The sequence below is a fragment of the Gilvimarinus algae genome, from assembly GCF_030518215.1.
In the GTDB taxonomy this organism is placed as follows: Bacteria; Pseudomonadota; Gammaproteobacteria; order Pseudomonadales; family Cellvibrionaceae; genus Gilvimarinus; species Gilvimarinus algae.
The window spans coordinates 1-16,773 of record NZ_JAULRT010000034.1 but is presented as its reverse complement, the minus strand read 5'-3'; the positions used below and the strand labels follow the sequence as shown (position 1 = coordinate 16,773).

The 16,773-nt window shown below is 50.6% G+C and carries 20 protein-coding genes; 2 read left to right on the top strand and 18 right to left on the bottom strand.

Going from position 1 to position 16,773, the window contains the following annotated elements; all coding sequences use genetic code 11:
• Nucleotides 1–13: 13 nt before the first annotated feature.
• A complete protein-coding gene (gene lpxC / locus QWI16_RS03475) occupies nucleotides 14–937 on the bottom strand; it encodes a UDP-3-O-acyl-N-acetylglucosamine deacetylase (protein ID WP_302711348.1) in 924 nt (307 codons plus the stop codon).
• Nucleotides 938–1,102: 165 nt separating this feature from the next.
• Between lpxC and QWI16_RS03470 the strand changes: the two genes are divergently transcribed.
• Together QWI16_RS03470 and QWI16_RS03465 are read left to right on the top strand one after the other, a co-directional pair.
• The gene (locus tag QWI16_RS03470) at nucleotides 1,103–2,119 is read left to right on the top strand and encodes an AraC family transcriptional regulator (RefSeq protein ID WP_302711347.1); all 1,017 of its coding nucleotides are present in this window, start codon (nucleotides 1,103–1,105) and stop codon (nucleotides 2,117–2,119) included.
• 120 nt (nucleotides 2,120–2,239) lie between these two features.
• Nucleotides 2,240–5,581: an ExeM/NucH family extracellular endonuclease gene (locus tag QWI16_RS03465; protein WP_302711346.1), complete on the top strand. Its 3,342-nt coding sequence runs from the start codon at nucleotides 2,240–2,242 to the stop codon at nucleotides 5,579–5,581.
• Nucleotides 5,582–5,590: 9 nt separating this feature from the next.
• On the opposite strand, the gene QWI16_RS03460 is transcribed toward QWI16_RS03465, so the two are convergent.
• The 17 genes from QWI16_RS03460 to QWI16_RS03380 all read right to left on the bottom strand — a co-directional run bounded on the left by QWI16_RS03460 (nucleotide 5,591) and on the right by QWI16_RS03380 (nucleotide 16,562).
• Nucleotides 5,591–6,193, bottom strand: a complete 603-nt coding sequence (locus QWI16_RS03460) for a DUF2238 domain-containing protein (RefSeq protein ID WP_302711345.1) — start codon at nucleotides 6,191–6,193, stop codon at nucleotides 5,591–5,593.
• Between the two features lie 16 nt (nucleotides 6,194–6,209).
• On the bottom strand, nucleotides 6,210–6,905 hold the full coding sequence (locus QWI16_RS03455) for a DUF899 domain-containing protein (RefSeq protein ID WP_302711344.1): 696 nt from the start codon (nucleotides 6,903–6,905) through the stop codon (nucleotides 6,210–6,212).
• Entirely contained in the window at nucleotides 6,902–7,252 is a 351-nt protein-coding gene (locus QWI16_RS03450) for a hypothetical protein (RefSeq protein ID WP_302711343.1), read from the bottom strand. The genes QWI16_RS03455 and QWI16_RS03450 overlap by 4 nt, the downstream gene beginning before the upstream one ends.
• A 12-nt stretch (nucleotides 7,253–7,264) precedes the next feature.
• The gene (locus QWI16_RS03445; RefSeq protein ID WP_302711342.1) at nucleotides 7,265–7,633 is read right to left on the bottom strand and encodes a DUF1801 domain-containing protein; all 369 of its coding nucleotides are present in this window, start codon (nucleotides 7,631–7,633) and stop codon (nucleotides 7,265–7,267) included.
• Nucleotides 7,634–7,645: 12 nt separating this feature from the next.
• On the bottom strand, nucleotides 7,646–8,020 hold the full coding sequence (locus tag QWI16_RS03440; RefSeq protein WP_302711341.1) for a hypothetical protein: 375 nt from the start codon (nucleotides 8,018–8,020) through the stop codon (nucleotides 7,646–7,648).
• A 44-nt stretch (nucleotides 8,021–8,064) separates the two neighbouring features.
• Entirely contained in the window at nucleotides 8,065–8,415 is a 351-nt protein-coding gene (locus tag QWI16_RS03435; RefSeq protein WP_302711340.1) for a DUF2200 domain-containing protein, read from the bottom strand.
• A 161-nt stretch (nucleotides 8,416–8,576) separates the two neighbouring features.
• Entirely contained in the window at nucleotides 8,577–9,344 is a 768-nt protein-coding gene (locus tag QWI16_RS03430; RefSeq protein WP_302711339.1) for a hypothetical protein, read from the bottom strand.
• Between the two features lie 83 nt (nucleotides 9,345–9,427).
• Entirely contained in the window at nucleotides 9,428–9,883 is a 456-nt protein-coding gene (locus QWI16_RS03425; RefSeq protein ID WP_302711338.1) for a hypothetical protein, read from the bottom strand.
• A gap of 66 nt (nucleotides 9,884–9,949) precedes the next feature.
• Entirely contained in the window at nucleotides 9,950–10,909 is a 960-nt protein-coding gene (locus QWI16_RS03420; RefSeq protein ID WP_302711337.1) for a HEPN domain-containing protein, read from the bottom strand.
• A gap of 98 nt (nucleotides 10,910–11,007) precedes the next feature.
• On the bottom strand, nucleotides 11,008–11,403 hold the full coding sequence (locus tag QWI16_RS03415) for a hypothetical protein (protein ID WP_302711336.1): 396 nt from the start codon (nucleotides 11,401–11,403) through the stop codon (nucleotides 11,008–11,010).
• 58 nt (nucleotides 11,404–11,461) lie between these two features.
• Nucleotides 11,462–12,241: a hypothetical protein gene (locus QWI16_RS03410; protein ID WP_302711335.1), complete on the bottom strand. Its 780-nt coding sequence runs from the start codon at nucleotides 12,239–12,241 to the stop codon at nucleotides 11,462–11,464.
• Nucleotides 12,242–12,270: 29 nt separating this feature from the next.
• Nucleotides 12,271–12,996 (bottom strand): Ea47 family protein, encoded by a 726-nt coding sequence (locus tag QWI16_RS03405; RefSeq protein ID WP_302711334.1) that lies wholly within the window; start codon nucleotides 12,994–12,996, stop codon nucleotides 12,271–12,273.
• Between the two features lie 111 nt (nucleotides 12,997–13,107).
• Nucleotides 13,108–13,959, bottom strand: a complete 852-nt coding sequence (locus tag QWI16_RS03400; protein ID WP_302711333.1) for a hypothetical protein — start codon at nucleotides 13,957–13,959, stop codon at nucleotides 13,108–13,110.
• A 91-nt stretch (nucleotides 13,960–14,050) separates the two neighbouring features.
• Complete coding sequence (locus tag QWI16_RS03395) at nucleotides 14,051–14,566, bottom strand: hypothetical protein (RefSeq protein ID WP_302711332.1); 516 nt, start codon at nucleotides 14,564–14,566, stop codon at nucleotides 14,051–14,053.
• A gap of 32 nt (nucleotides 14,567–14,598) precedes the next feature.
• A complete protein-coding gene (locus QWI16_RS03390) occupies nucleotides 14,599–15,129 on the bottom strand; it encodes a hypothetical protein (RefSeq protein ID WP_302711331.1) in 531 nt (176 codons plus the stop codon).
• A 97-nt stretch (nucleotides 15,130–15,226) separates the two neighbouring features.
• Nucleotides 15,227–15,778 (bottom strand): hypothetical protein, encoded by a 552-nt coding sequence (locus QWI16_RS03385; RefSeq protein WP_302711330.1) that lies wholly within the window; start codon nucleotides 15,776–15,778, stop codon nucleotides 15,227–15,229.
• Entirely contained in the window at nucleotides 15,759–16,562 is an 804-nt protein-coding gene (locus tag QWI16_RS03380; RefSeq protein WP_302711329.1) for a hypothetical protein, read from the bottom strand. Before QWI16_RS03380 ends, QWI16_RS03385 begins: the two co-directional genes overlap by 20 nt.
• Between the last annotated feature and the right edge of the window lie 211 nt (nucleotides 16,563–16,773).

The window sequence follows — 16,773 nt, the reverse complement described above, 5'->3', positions numbered from 1 at the left end:
CAGCCACTGCCGATTAGGCAATGTTTTTATAGTGAATCTCAAGCCAGTAGTGCTCGGCATACTCTTTATCGACAAACGCAAAGTTCTCGGACTCGCACAACAGCTCACTCAGCAAATCTGTATTCATCTGGTGACCGCTTTTGTAACCGCGAAAGTGACCGACAATAGGTGCGCCGGCTAAAGACAAATCACCGTACAGATCCAGAATTTTGTGCCGCACAAATTCGTCCGGATAAAAAAGCCCCTCCGGATTCACAATGCTATCGCCCTTCACCACTATCGCATTGCGCAAAGAGGCGCCTCGCCCGTAACCACTTTGCAGCATCGACTCAATGTCTTCCGCCATACCGAAGGTGCGCGCATCCCGGATACTGCTGGTGAAGGTCGCCTCATCCAGCCGTACATTGGGCAACCGCTGGGTACCTATGGCGGCCGCCTTAAAGGAAATGGTGAGGTCCGCCGAAAGCACAGGTGAGGGCGTCAGAGCCGCGCGCTTGTCACCGTCACTGATCGCCACCGGATGGCGCACCACAATCACCTTGCGGCGCGCGCGCTGGGCTCTGACGCCAGAGGCGAGAATTAAATCCGAAAACGTCCGCGCACTGCCCTCGAGAATGGGCACTTCGGGTCCGTCCAGCACCACCCGCGCATTGTCCACCCCATGGGCAAAGAGTGCTGCCATAATATGTTCAATGGTGTTGATGGTGACACCAAAACGGTTGGCAATAGTGGTGTTCAAACGGTTGTTACGCACATTAAACCAGATGGCTCGCACTTCGTTTTCACCGCTTTTGCAGTCGCGCCGGACAAAGGTCACGCCGGTGTGCTCGGGCGCCGGTAGTACTTTCATCACCACAGCCACGCCGGTGTGCAAACCCCGGCCAAAACAGGTAAACGGTGCTGCCAGTGTGTGTTGATGGTATTGAGTCTGTGTCATGATCTGTCTCCTTTTGAGTACAGACTCAGCGTACCGCCAGCTAAGCTGCGGTTTTTTCCTCTCGCGGCCAATCGTTTAGCATTTGGCGCCAAGCCCGCGCGGCGACACTGTCACCCGAGCAAATTGCTGGTTAGAATGAGTTAAGCACGCAAGGGAACCCGCTGCATGAACACCACGCTGACCAGCTGGGCTCAGTTGATCTGGGAGACATTGCGCGACAACGGCATTGACTCCAGGGCCTGCTTTACCCAGGCCGGATTAGACCCCGCGCTTCTGTCCAACCCCAACGCCCGCTACCCGGTCAGCGGCATGATCACCCTCTGGCAAACCGGACAGAGCCTTTACCAACACCAGGACTTCGGCCTGGCCGTTGGCCAAAGATGGCACCCCACTACCTTTAACGCCCTCGGCTACGCCTGGCTTGCCAGCGACACTTTGCAGCAGGCGCTCTTGCGACTGGAACGCTACGCCCGTCTCATTAGCAATGGGCTCGAGGTGAAGCTTACCCCCAAAGGCGCCGTCTACGAGCTGGACATTCTCATTCACGGCAATGCGCACCCGGCCGCCAGCCTCGCGGGTATAGCGGCCCTGGTGAGCATGTGCCGCCTGTTGCTCGGGCCGTCCTTTAGCCCCGTCAGTGTTTCGCTGGCCGATGTCGACCTTTCTGCCGAAGCCCGTGCCTATCTGGGCTGTCACCTTGAGCGCCGGGGCCGCTGCACAGTAGCGCTTGATCGCCAGCAGGCGCATGTACACCTACCCGGGGCCAACGCCGAGCTGGCGCTATTAAATGAAAAGCTGGCACTGGAGCACCTCGGCAAACTGGATAACGTCAGTATCACGGACCGAGCCCGCCGGGTGATGGTCAACCAACTACCCGGCGGCCAGGTCTGTGAGGCCTCAGTGGCCTTAGCCCTCGCCATGAGCCCGCGCAGCCTGCAGCGACACCTGCAGCGCGAACAAGGCAGCTTCAAGCAACTGCTGGGATCGGTGAGGCGTGAACTGGCGCAACTGCATCTCGCCACGTGCGATAAATCCCTGGGTGAAATCAGCTACCTCTTGGGCTACGCCGATCAGCCCAGCTTTAACCGCGCCTTCAAGCGCTGGTTTGGTGTCTCCCCCGGCCAGTTTCAGCAGCGCAGCGCCCAGGCGCAGTCCGGCGCCACTGTCATAAAAACGGCGTGAAACTGCCATCATTCCGTTAAACCCTTGTCACTTTTGTCTGTTCCCATGAGCTACCGGCTCGCAGCGTCCGCTCTTTGACGCTGACAGCGTTTTTCCCAATAACAGACATCAGGTGCCAACATGAAAAAAGGAATTCTGGCCGCGGCCCTCGCCCTGGCTAGCGCATCGGTTCATGCCGATCTGCTGATCACCGCCGTCTATGACGGCCCACTGCCCGGCGGCTTACCCAAAGGGGTAGAGCTCTACGCCACCAGCGACATATCCGATCTCAGCGACTACGGCCTCGGCGGAGCCAACAACGGTGGCGGCAGTGATGGCGAAGAGTTTGTCTTTCCCGCCGTGGCGGTCAGTGCGGGCTCGTTTATCACCGTCGCCAGCGAAGACATTGGCTTTGCCGATTATTTTGGCTTTGCACCCGATTACACCGCCAGCACGGCCCTCAGCATCAACGGCGACGACGCCGTAGAGCTGTTTTACCTGGGGTCTCTGCAAGATGTGTTTGGCCAGCAGGATGTGGACGGCACCGACCAGAGCTGGGAATACCTCGACGGCTGGGCCTACCGCACCGATGGCACTGGCCCCTCGGTCGTATTCAGTGACACCGACTGGTTCTACAGCGGCCCGAACGCGCTCGATAACGAATCCACCAACGCCAGCGCCGCCGCGCCCATTCCTCTGGGCAGCTACAGCGGCTCCGGTAGCAGCAACCCCGCCAGCATTATCATCAACGAGCTGGATGCGGACACCGATGGCACCGATGTGCTCGAGTTTATCGAGCTCTACGACGGCGGCACCGGCAATACCGACCTCGACGGCCTGACACTGGTGCTCTACAACGGCAGCAGCGATACCAGCTACAGCGCTTTTGATCTCACAGGCTACAGCACCAACGCCAGCGGCTACTTTGTGCTGGGGAATCCGGGTGTGGCCAATGTGGATTTGATCATCGGCAGCAGCAACGCCGTGCAAAATGGCGCCGATGCCGCCGTACTGGTGCAGGGCGCCGCGGCAGATTACCCGGCAGGCTCCGCGCTCCCCGAGGGCTCCATTGCGGATGCCATTGTCTACGGCACCAACGATAGCGACGATGCCGGCCTGCTCGCACTGCTCAACCCGGGCCAACCGCAAGTCAACGAATCGGCCAATGGCAACAGCGCAGCGGACTCTAACCAGCGCTGCGCCAACGGCGAAGGCGGTGCCCGCAATACGCAAAGCTATGTGCAGGCGGCCCCCACCCCGGGCGCCGAAAACGCCTGTGCTCCCGAGCCAACAGAGATAACACTGATCTCCAGCATTCAAGGTCACCCGGATACCTACGGCAGCAACAGCTACGGTGAAACTGACGTGAGCCCGTTAATCGGCCAGCAGATCACTGTTGAGGCCGTCGTCGTCGGCGATTTTCAAAACGGCGATGGCGACGACGCACGTAACCTGAACGGATTTTATCTGCACGAAGAAACTGCCGATGAAGACGGCAACCCGCTCTCCTCAGAAGGCGTTTTTGTCTACGGCTCGGATGTGGATGTCAACCTGGGAGACCGGGTGCGCCTGAACGCGACCGTCGACCAGTACTTTGGTGAAACCCAGCTCACAAACGTCAGTGATTTGCAGATTCTCGAGTCGGACCGGCTCGCCGATGTCACACCCGCCAGCGTGTCTCTGCTCGCGAACGCCGAAGTCAGCCAGGCTCAAAATGGTGCCTGGCAACCGGACCTGGAAGCCTACGAGGGTATGCTGATTCGCATCAACGACACGCTGCAAATTACCGAGCAGTATCAACTGGATCGCTTCAACGAAATACGCCTGGTCGCGGGCGAGCGCCCCTACCAGTTTACCCAACAAAACACGCCCAACGCCGCCGGACTCTCGGATCATCTGCGAGCACTCGGTGCCCGCAGCATCACCTACGACGACGGCCTGAACGAGCAAAACGCCAGTATTGATTTACTGGATGGCTTTGCCCCCTACAACGAAGCCACCGCCCCGCGCATGGGCGATACCATCGCTCAACTGGCCGGCGTGCTGGATTACAAGTGGGCGGGTAATGCCGCCTCGGGCGCCACTTGGCGGGTGCGCTCGCACACCGACGGCAGCAACCTTTTCACCAGCGCCGGTGCACGGCCCACAGCGCCCTCGCTGCCGGGCAACCTCAAACTCGCCTCGCTCAACGTGCTGAACTATTTCACCACGCTGGACAACGGCGGCAACACCGCCATCGGCATGGAACCGCGCGGTGCTAACAGTGCCGCTGAGTTGGCGCGCCAGCAGGCCAAGCTGGTCAATGCCATCACCGCCATGGACGCCGACTTACTTGCACTGGTGGAAATAGAAAACGAGTTTGACAGCAACAACGATGGCTCCACCGCCGTCGAAACCCTGGTCAATGCCATCAATACAGCACTGGGCAGCGAGGTCTACAATTACGTCTACCCCGGCCAGACCTTTGTCGGCAGCGATGCTATTGCCGTCGCCATCATCCATAAAGCGCAAAGCCTCAGCTTGGCCGAGGGCAGTGTCCCGGCGCTGCTGGACGACAGCGCCGCCGCAACCCTGGATGTGTTTGCCAGCCGCGACTTTACCGCCGACCCGATCTTTAACGGCCCATCCACCAACCGCGTCGCGCTCGCCGCCAGCTTTACCCACACAGCCACAGGCGAGAGTTTTACCTTTGTCGCCAACCACTTTAAATCCAAAGGCAGCTCTGGGCTCAGTGACAATGCCAGCCTCAATTTTGATCAAGGCGACGGTGCGGGTTTCTGGAATCAGCGCCGCCTCGACGCCGCAATCGCACTGGTCCACTGGCTGGAAACCTCACCCACAGGCCTCACGGATGACGACATTGCCATTGCCGGCGACCTCAACGCCTACGCCGCCGAGCAGCCTGTGCAGTACCTGCTGGATCAGGGCTACCACAATGTCGAGCCCGCCGACGGATACTCCTATGTGTTTGATGGCCAAATCGGCACCTTGGATTATCTGTTGCTGAGCGCCAGCCTGACGGACAAGCTCTCTGGCGCGGCCGTCTGGCACATCAATGCCGATGAAGCCGATGCGCTCGACTACAACCTCGATTACGGCCGCGACAGCGGCTACTTCAATGCCACGACGGCCTACCGCACGTCGGATCACGATCCACTATTGGCGGGGTTAACCTTTGAGGCGGCAGCGCTGAGTTTTGAGCAGCTGGTGCAAAGCTACCGCCGGGCTGCACTCGCCGGCGAGCTACGCGGCAGTGGCCGCTGGTATCTGGTGCAAACCCTTCATTCGCTGCTCTACTACACCACGCTGGAAAAAGCGGCCTGGTTTGAACAGCGCGGCAAACGGCTTCAGGCCTGCCACTTTTTGGAAAAGGCTATTGAACGCGCCGATGGCGATCGCCGTCCGGTGGATTGGATTGAGGGCGAAGGTCTGGCCCACTGGCAAAATGAATTGGCAACAGCACAAGCCGCCAACTGCCAGTAACACAAGCGCTTACAACGGCGAGCAAAGCTCGCCGTTTTTTTGCAGCTGCCGATCGTGCCAGCGAGCGAGAAAGACCAAACAACTCACAGCGCCCAGTAGCGTCAGCGCCATATCCGATTGGGTATCCCACTCGTAGCCCTGTGTTCCCAAAAATGCCTCAGCGCCTTCGCCCGTAGCGGCAGCCACCCACCACTCAATCAGCTCGTAAAAAGCGCTGAACGCCAGGCATACCGACACCACAAAGAGGTTGAGCCACATCCGGCCGTTCACCACCTGCTTGCGCAGCAGTATTTCCCTCGCCAAGAGGGCCGGCACAAAGCCCTGGAAAAAGTGCCCAACTTTATCGTAATTGTTGCGCTCGGCGCCGAACAACCCGTCAAACAGCGGCACCTCCGCGTAGGTGTAGTGCCCACCCACCATCAGCACGATGCAGTGAATCAATATCAGCGTATAGAGTAACGGGGTCAGGCGAAAACGCGAATAAGTGGCAATCAGCAATAACGCCCCGATCACTGCCGGTAACACCTCCAAAAACCAGGTAAAAGTATCTTTCGGGTGAATACCCGACCAAATCAGTACCGCGAGAAAACACATAGCCCAGAGGTATCGCATCGCCTTTGCCTTATTGTTATTGGTTGGTAAAGTCGTACTCGTCGTGCCGGCGGTTCCACTCGTAAGGGGGTGTCTGCGGCCAGTGCTCGGGCGAGTCCTCCCAAGTTTCCTGGCGCCCGTAGGGTGTTAGGTCCAGATAACTCCACAGCGAGCCAAGATACTCCACACCGCGCGCGCCGATAAAAAAGGTACGGTAGATCTCATCGCCGTCACGCAAGAACACACTGACACCGTGACGCTCAAAGTCCTCGCCGGACATGCCCAAATCCGTATTAAATTCACTGTTAAGGGACGACACCCAGGGAATTGGATAATGCCAGCCCATGCGCTCGCGATAGGCCTCAAGCTTTGCCAGCGGCGCCCGGGAAACCAAGACCAACGAGGTATCCCGGGCATGCAAATGCGCCGGATGGGTCATGGCGTCCACCACCCAGGAGCAACCATCACAGCCGGCGCTCCAGTTGGGGCCAAACATAAAATGGTAGACTATCAGTTGGCGCCGACCTGCAAACAACTCCAGCAAAGACACATCGCCCTGCGCTGAGGCAAAGTGATAATCTTTGGCGACTTTTACCATGGGCAGCCGGCGGCGCTCAGCCACCAGGGCATCACGCGCCCTGGTGTGCGCTTTCTCTTTTTCCAGGTGTTTGGCCATCTCGGCTTCCCACTGTTCAGAAGAGACAATGTCCGGTAGTGTTTTTTGTTGACTCACTGTAAAACCCTCCCATCATTGGGCTCGGCATGCAAAGCTTCCGAGCCGTTAACCAATTGGCAATCCTCCTGATTTTCAAACCAATAGGCAATGTTGGACGCAATAACAACGCTGCCCGCCACAATCGCGCTACCGGCGCTGACAATACTGGCAGCGACTACATCGCTCACGCACTTTTCATTGGAGCAGCCTTTTAACCTACGGACTTGCTGAACACTCAGCTGCTCCTTGCGAACATTGATATTGCAGGCCTCATCGTAGACATACACCGTCTTTGACGAAAACACGCAGCCCGTGGTGAAAAGCAATGGCAATAAGAGCAAAGGGGTTAGGGGGCGGGCGATCATATCGGCGTCCTTTCAGTGGGCGTTGTGCTGGGCAGCGGCTACCGCCAGAGGTAAGTAGTGATTAAGATGCTTTTCGGTAATATCACTCAAGTGTTTAAGCTTGATGTGTCGGCGGGCTTTGCCGCTGCCCTCAAGAGAACCAAAGCGGTCTTCAATGCGGGCGCCCTGGCTGAACTCGACGGTTACATGGTGCTGATAGACAAACACCCCACCAAAATGAACCCCCGAGGCGGAGAACACAATGCCGCCGTACTTAATCTGCTCCGCGACCGATGAAACGAGGCGCCTAACCAGCGAGCGCACTTCGTTCACCATCTGATATTGAGCCTCGTCCAGCAAGCGCACGTCATCCAGCCACTGTTGTAGAGTTGTCTCCGCCATGAGTGCTACCCCTTAAAGTGAGACGTTTAAAGATGCAAATACCGCAAGCAAGGCTACTGCAAGAAACACTATCCAGGAGAGGTGTTTACCCCGCGAGCCGATCAGCGCAACCAAAAAGTGAAGGGTAAAGGTCACGCCCACAATGAGACCAATAACGTCGGGGGACGCTTCACCGCGGGCAAGAAGAAGCAAAATAGCGGCAAAGCCCCACCAGCAAAGGGTGGTGATATGCCAGGCAAAGCGCAAGGTACGCTTGGTGAAATCGTCGCCGCCAAACAACCGGGGCAGGTCTTCACGCCGGAACAGGCGGATGAGAATGTACCGCTCACCCAGATAGGAGTGGGCGAAGCCTATAAGCACCAACAACCCTGAAGACAGATACAACATGCCAAGATCCCTTTATACGACAGCAACGCCTTGCCGGTGGCCGCTCAATTTCTGAGAATTTTTTCCAGCGGCCAGCCTTTGGCCAACTCATCCACCAGTTTATCCAGATAGCGGATCTTTTGCATCAATGGGTCCTCGACCTCCTCAACACGCACGCCACAGACGGTTCCGGTAATCAGCGTACACTTTGGGTTGAGTCGCGGCGCCTGAGCAAAAAACGCCTCAAAATCGACTTGCTGCTCAAGCTGCTGTTGAAGGCTCGTTTGGTCATAACCGGTTAACCAAGCAATCACCGCATCCACGTCTTCTTGGGTCCGCCCTTTGCGCTCCGCCTTTTGTACATACAGCGGGTACACCTTGGCAAAGGCCATGGTAAAGATTTTATGCTTGGTCATTCGATGTCCTCTGCTGTCGCCTGGGTATCGTGGGAAGTCCATAGGTGGGAATTAGGTGTCTACTTTTTTTGGGGAACTTGGACTCATAACGCCTCAATAACCGGCGCGCTTTAGCGCGTCCGGCGCCGTAGGCGCGAAGTTAATTGACTTGTTACATGCGCCTAGCACGGAACAACCGAAAACGCTGAGCCAACCGCGTTTGCTATGCCATTAATGATTTCAGTTGTGAACCTAGCCTTATTAAAGGCTATGTCGATCAGAAACCCGAATATTGTTGCTATATAGAACAGATAGCCAAAGCCCATATAGTCATTGTACAGGATGGTATAAAACCAATCTTGACCAAAAATATATATGCTTGAAGATACTATTGTTGCTACGACTAACAACAGCCCAGGAAGGAATAAATGCTGCACTGCTCTAGGCTTTAAAAATGATATTGCGATGAGAATAAAGAACATTGCCAAATTTGAGCCGAGAAATATTCTGAGATCAAGCTTCAGGTTGCTCACGATTTCAAGGTATTTCCCCTTTACGACATCGCTTAACGTGCTTTCTGCAACTTGAATATTCTTGATCCGTTCCATGTAACCCGTGGCTATAGATTGAGCCAAGGCTTTCTTCTTCTCGCAATCATACCCACACATAGCTGCGACTATGCTAGCTATTTTTTCAGGTAAATCATTATCTAAGTCAGCCTGAATCTTCCCTTTCTCCAGACCCAGTCTACCGGCAATATTCAAGGCAGCCTCTGTTACTGATGATTCGCTTATAGCTTGTTGCTTTGCGCGTACTTCCTTCTCAATCTGGCTTTTCACGAATCCCTTGGCGGAATCTTCAACTTTCTCAGGCGAAACGAAAGTCACAGAGAATAGGACACCAAATAGAAATACTCCGAATATGCCAATTAACTTTAATGTGGTGCTCATATCTTCCTTAGCATGTAACGCCTCAATAACCGGCGCAGCTTAGCTGTGTCCGGCGCCTGCAAGGCGCGTAGTTGATTGACTTGTTACAAGGCATTTACTGCGGCCTCAATTTGCTGCTTGCGCAAGCTCTCAAATTTAGACAAAACTTCATTGAACTGAGCCTTCTTTACGAACGGAAACTGGAGATAGTAGGTTTGAGAAAAGCCTTGTATATGAGTTTTATCTTTGCCAAAAATGGCTTGTTCCTCACTCCATTCGTTGTTTTTGCCTCTGATCGTTGTCTTGTAGATACTTATAGATTGTTCTTTTATATCGAGAATGTACGTGCCAAAACTACCTTTTACTAAAAGATAGCGCTTACACTCAGATTGAGATATGCACTTTGAATGGTCGGCATGTCCGATTAAAACAGGGATGTCTTTAAAAATGTCAAAGCAGCCAAAATTGGTCTTTATAACCACACCATAGGCATCACACCCCATGCGTATCTCGCCGAGAGGATTTAATTCAATTTCTTCTACTACAGCTTCTCGTCTCATGATGAATTATCTGATGCCTTGTAACGCCGCATTCACCGGCTCGTCCGGTGCAATGCTTTGTTAAATTTATCTCGCCCACGGGGCCATTTTTAAGGTAAAGGACGCGTTTTTTATGCCGATCTTATGCTCTAGCCTAGAAACAATATCAGCTACAAACCTAATAGCTATAAGATAATATTCGAAAGCATCAATAGGAGTTTTGATCATTTCCGAATACCTAAGTTTTATAGCATCTTTGTCAGAAGGCAAACCTGCCAAACCAGATGAATCAATGCCACTCTCAAACTTACTCAAATGTTCAATTAAATCATCCAAGTTGTGACCATGCTTACCGCTTCCAGATTTTGAATGAATCAATACTTTAATTGATTTTTCAATCGCTAAATGGAACTCCCAGCAAGCAACGGAAGCCCGCTCATTTTTAAAGCTCAGTATGTCACTTATGCCTTTTTCGAAGTGGCTCCATATTCCCAGCGCCATATCAGAAGCTGACTGGTTGGAATGGCTTGCCATGTTCAAATCTAGATTGATTGACCGAGTTAGAGCAACTACCTGTTCGATTTTAGAACGAAGCTCACAAATAGAAATCTCGTCCATCTTGCTAAGATCAAACTTTGTTTCGATAAAATCTTCAAGGTCTTCCGACTCTTGCAAATGATCAGGAAATGTCAGTTTCGACAATTTCCCTTCCTCTATGACCTCGTTTGTAGCGGCAGATATGTTCAGCTTTATGGGTTGTCCGTAAGCTAATACAACACCAGAATACACATCACTTCCTAGCCCTTTAGCAAGATCACCATATTTTTCAAAGTACCAGTCATTAAATAGAGGGAGAATAGATTCACGATAAACGTCGCTCTCAAGTAATTCCTCATTAGATTGAAAATTGGATTTCTGAATTGCAGTCTCAACAAACAACTTTCCTGCAATAAAGAATCTCTTATGGATTGGAATATTCTGCTCCGCCAAGATTTTATCGATGTGTGGCATATGTTCGTCGATATGATCTTTTAATTCATTTGACATAGTGACGCCTGCCTCGTGAAATTTAACGCCCGGCACAGCGGGCCATTTGTAGCGACGCGGGAGCGAAAAATGGCTCCGACTGATGCCGCTTGTTAATTTTATACCTCATGCTCTTCTATGTACTCACATTTAGGGTTTGGCCCAAAAATAACAGTTTTCAACCATGAAATCGAAAAGCCAGCGAAGGCTAGAACCGCCATTCCCAAACCGATCGTACCTGCAAACCCCGCCACTAGGAAAAAAGTCTCGTCGAAGGGACTATTGAAATAGACCCTAGCGAGAGCCAAAAAAGCGAAATATGCAACAAACTGTATTGCCCAATTTAGAGCATACATCACTCTCCTGGCCTTGAAGCTAGATAGCAACTCTCCCTCCTCGGGAAATGGGCCAAACCAACTAAATGCCAAAGAGCTTAGTAGATTTGGACGCATGCGTTTCAATGCCACCAACAGAGCGAATACAAGAAGGTAGAAAATGGCGATCTTTTCAATCATCAGAAATTAACGCCGCAAGCAGCCGCGCGGCTTTGTCGCGTCGGCCTGCCTTGCTTTGTTATCTTTGCTCAATTTTTTCATATTTTTGAAAGTTTACTTGCATATCATTGTCCTTCCGATCAGCGCCGTTTTCTGTCACGTCGACTTTCATTATAAATCTAGGTAAGCCAAACTTGTCTAGAAAGCCCTTAGAAATTGCTTTAGCCGTAGGGTCGAACTCCAAATCTAGGCCTTGAAAATACCGATTTGAAAGCATCCAGGAGAATGGCGTCCCATGTCGATATAAAAGCGTATCTTTAAAACCGGTCGCATCTGCGACGTTCAAAGGTACGCATACAGAGTTGGTTCTCTCTGTTACCAACCCAGACCAATAGCCACCATACCTTCGAATTTCACTACCAAACGAAACAGCGTTTGAGAAGCCCGTTATATCTTCATAGTCATAAAGTAAATAATGGGCTCGTGGAGCATGCTTAAGAATTCGCCTTAGCTGATTCTTATTCATTGCGCTAAAGGTTGTTTTCCTCCAATCTCTTCTTTTTGCTTCTAGAAATGCTGAACCTTCCAAGCTTGTCCCATCTCGATAGCTGATAGTGACAACTATCGCAACATCTCCAAAATGTGTTTCGTATTGACCTCGAAGCTTATACGATTCCCATTCAATTTTTCGGCGAAAATCTTCTCCCTCAAGGGTCACCTGTGAAAGGGTGCTATTGAGTTCGTCTAGCAGCTTTAAAGTTATGTGATCCTCATTCCAAGAATGCCCAGAAATAGATTTAATGGAACCACTAATCCTCTTCTCCAATAGACCGGTGAACTCAACTAGCTCATATGCCACTTAATTTCTCCTATGAGATAACGCCGCATTCAGCGGCTTGTCCGCTGCAATGCTTTTTTAACAGTTGTTTCCAAACCGTACTTTTCGAAGTATTGCTCCATCAGCTCATCCCCGTGAAACTCTCTCGCCAACAGACGTAAACGCTGATAATTTTTATCTCCTCCATCATACGGTATATCTGTGTACCCTCTAGGAAGACCGACAGCTTCCTCAATATCCTCAATCACCCAACCCAGTAATCCCAAGCCCTCTTCAGTAAAAATTGCCCGAGGATCGGCATACATCCAGAAATCTCGGTAGCAAGCCTCAACAACTTCTAAAACTGCTACGAAATACTCTTCAGCCAGTTTGGTCACTTCACCTGCAGGAGCATCTTTAAGATCATCAATATCTACGAAGTAGGATAAGTGCTTGACCTGCCCATTTCTCATTGTGCCGGTATGCCCCACCGGTATCTCGCCAACCTTCTGCATATAGTTTCGAAGATTCACAAAATATTTCGCTAGACCATTGGCTTTCAGGCTCGCTTGGTGAACTACATACCAGTCGTCAAAACCTGGATATTTAGTCATCACAGCTTGTAGTGCGAAAGTGATACTACGTGCAGAAGATGCGAAGGCGCTTAAGACGTATGAAAACTCATCATAGTGCCCCTGTACTTCCTTTAGCATGCCGAGAAAATAGTCAGCTTCCCCAACCTTTGTGGCCACTATATGGAAACCTCTTGAAGGAAACTCGAATTTCTCGACAGCCATCAGCAATCCCCAGACTGTTAACGCCGTTGTAAATTGCGGTTTTGGAGGAGCCCGTTTGTGCTATTAAGCACAAAAAGGGGCGACGGAAAAACTGTCAATTTGACAACCTTGTTATGTAAGTAGTGTGGCATGAATAGGGCTGTTAAAAAAATACACCTTTTCAAAATTCGACTTTAACGGGAGTTTAGCATCAACTCCAGCGAAACTAGTTGCGATGGATGCAAGAAGTACGTTTGGCCGACTATCATGCTCCACGAAGAGAGGCGGCACTGACCCCGAAACTATTACAAGCCACTGCTCATCACACTTCTGGTACCCAATAAGAGACCGGTGCTTCTTCTCTAATATTGACGATATGTCAGCTTCCGTAAATGAATCAAGAAAACCTCCCCTAGCTCCAGTCACAACTGATTCTTCATGGCCGTCGTTAAACAATTGAATATGCTGTAGGAAGTTAGGGAGGCCAGGAAAAACGTGCTTTCTATGTTTGCTACGGCACATATCCCCTTCAGATCTCACAATAAGCTCCACAGAGTGGGGAGTCATATTTGCGGAGATCTCATTTATTCTGTTAGCAAGAGCATCTCTAACTCCATTAGTTTGGTTTATATCAACCTCTTTACCATCCTCAAAAACTAAACCAACATCCAGTGGGATTTTTGAATTGATAGACTGAAGCAAACTGTCAGAAAATTTCGTCTGCTCGGCTTCGATCTGTTGAGAGGAATATTTACTCGATGAGCAATTACGTTCAGCAAGTGTAATTTCAATACCTATTCTTCTCTGGTCCGAATCTATTATAAAATCCGGCCTCTCAGTGAGTTCTAAACTTTCATACTCGAGACATATAGCTTTCGTGAACCAGTGGAAGGCAGATAGCTCATCATGTTTTTGAGGTTCTTCTAAGTAAAGTTTACGTAGATCAAACATATTCACCTTAAAATCAAATACAGCTTCGCCCACCGGAATTTTCGGATGCTTACATAACGCCCACAGCACAGGCAAATTTGAAGCGAAGCGAATAATTTGTCCATGTGCCTGTTTTTGTTACATGTCATATGCCGTTCACCATTTTGAATAAGAGTTTCTCGCAGGCCTTGTAAAGAATAGGCTCTAAGTTTTTTGGTCCAAAGATTGGCTTGTATCTAAAAAATCCTCTTAAACTAAATACGCCCGAAAAATATTCGCCCCAGCGCATTATTTCTTTTGCCTTGTAAGTGGAGTGTGTTTTACCAGAGTCTAAATAATAGAGCCTAGCAGCCAGTTCAATTTTGGGGCGCCAGAAAATGGGGGCAAATCCAAGCAACCCAAAATCTACTCCCTCAAACTCGCCGCCTCTAACTTTTAAGACTACTAGTTCCAGAGCCAAATCAGATTTTTTGCTATCCTGTCGCGTGGATATAGGCGGCAAGCAAAAAATACCGTCCAGCTTTTCACGAACTCCATCCTCCAAATCTTCACTTTTAAAAATCCCCCACTCATCAGTTTTTTCAAACTCGTCTCGAGAAGCTACAAGCATTTTATCTAGATAGACTCGAGGCTTATCCTTTTTGAATATCTTTGAAATCACTCCGGCATCTCTTTAAACATGTAACGCCGCAATCACGCGCTTGTCGCGTGGATTGCTTGGTTAGGCACGTTGGCTTCGATTTGATCGAGCATGGACAGTATGTCTTCAGCGAGAAGATCTAAAACAAGGTTCATCGTCCACGCTTTCCGATTATGCTCTGCTCCCCTAATCTGCGTTGCAATTTTGTCAGCTCTGTCTGCGAACTCCTTTGGATAAATTGACTTTGAAAACGTATCGGCGTGGACAATTTTGTCGCAAACCTGCTTTAAGGTAGCAGGCCTCTCAATCAGTTCTTCGTCGTAGTAAAACCATGCGCTATTCTCTAAGCGGATGTCAGAACCTTTGATGCGTTTTTGATAGAGGTTTGTCCGAATTGCAATCGCCAAATGCAGAAGCGTACTCGACACAAGGTTCTGAAGCGCGCTGTTCGTGGCCTCAGATAGCACCCAGGTCGACAAGTCAGATGAAAGAGCGCTAGTCGATAAGTCAAGACCATGACATACCAAGCAAAGTCGTCTAATTTCGCTGAAGTCCTGTCGGTATTTTCCGAATATTTCATCCATAGGTCAGCCATTCCTATCGCCTAACGCCCGGCACAGCGGGCCATTTGTAGCGAAGCAGGAGCGAAAAATGGCTCCGACTGATGCCGCTTGTTATATCTCAACTCCTTTTGATCAAAGGCATCAAGCAACCCTGAAACTCTTCTCTCGACGCCACGGTGTTCCAGCATTCGATAAGGCTACGTTTTTCGATTTCCGCCAAGGGGGCTGTTTCATGCCCTTTCTTTTGAAGTTCGCAACTTAGATACCAGTAGTCTTCAAAGATGTTTACTTCGACTTCGGGGTTGGTGGAGTAGTCGTTCTCCGCAACTAGGCGCGCCATTCTCTGTGCACTTTTTTTTGAAATGTTCTTCTCCTCAAGTGCTGACTCGGCGCCTCCCCAGATGTAAACCCATTTTTCGGCCTCGAAGCTTTTCGGGTCATTCTTAATACGGTCATTTACAGCCCACTTTGTAGCAACGAGACTGAAAAATGCCTCGGACTCAGCATCGCAGTCTTGTGCAAATGCCGGGAACGATACCAATGCTACTAAAAAAACGAGTGCTCTCATTTTCACCTCTTTGTAGATATAACGCCGCGCTCTGCGGCAAATTTGGAGCGCAGCGGAAAATTTGTCCGGCAGCAGCGCCTTGTTAGCCGTGATCTGGTTCATACTGCAATATTCCTTTATCTGGAAAGTAGTTACCATAATACTCAGCAACGCGTTCTTCTGGATTCGCAGTAAAATCAATATATGGCTCTTTACAATGCGGGCATTTGAAAGAATTTCTATATTTAAATCTGGTGCCATCTGGTGCTAAAGGTAACTTTGACTCTAGTTCTTTGAGCTCACTTTCATCTGGAGTGGAAAGCGCAGCGGGGCTGCCCGGCAAACGATCACTCACGGTTAGGGTATAAGCTCCAGAATCTGAATAGAAGTAGCCCAAATTGCTAAAGCCAGAATGAAATGAATTAATGATGAAAGAATTTCGGCAATGTTCGCATTCACAAGATAAAGATATGGCTCCATTCGTTACGTTGCCATTGAAGTGTAGGCCGCGCTTAAACAAACCTTTACCGATAAAAATATCATTGCTTGTTTCTGCACCCGTGATAAAGAACGGCTGAAACCTTATGCCTTTAGCTTTGCCTTGAGAGAAAGCATTCTGGTCATATTCTTCGTCTCCAGTGATTGCACAATCGGCTTGGCAAGCTCTGTTCGGATGAACGCGAACAGAAAAATGAAACCACCCAGAAAAACCCCCTAAGTCGTGCTTATGAGAATCACCAGATTGATCAATAAATTCTATGGTGCTACCAGCTTCAAGCCTTCTTGAGGGCAGCTTTTCGCACGGTATGTCACCTTCTGATATCTTGCACACTTCATCGCCATTAACTAAAACACGAAGAAGTGGGATTTCCTTTTTCTTGAATAATCCGAACATACTTTCCTTCACGGCTAACGCCGCATTCACCAGCCGCCTGGAACAGAGCGAAGCGGCGTGTAAGGCGGTCTGAGTGCAATGCCTTGTATGGTTGAATATTCATAGAAACGCTGTTCCTTGCGACTGTTGGCGGGTAAATTGAAGCCCGTAGCTAGCGGCAACTAGTTACCGGAGAAGTAGTCCGATGCATGCCAGGTACTCGATACCGTTAACAAGCCTGGAT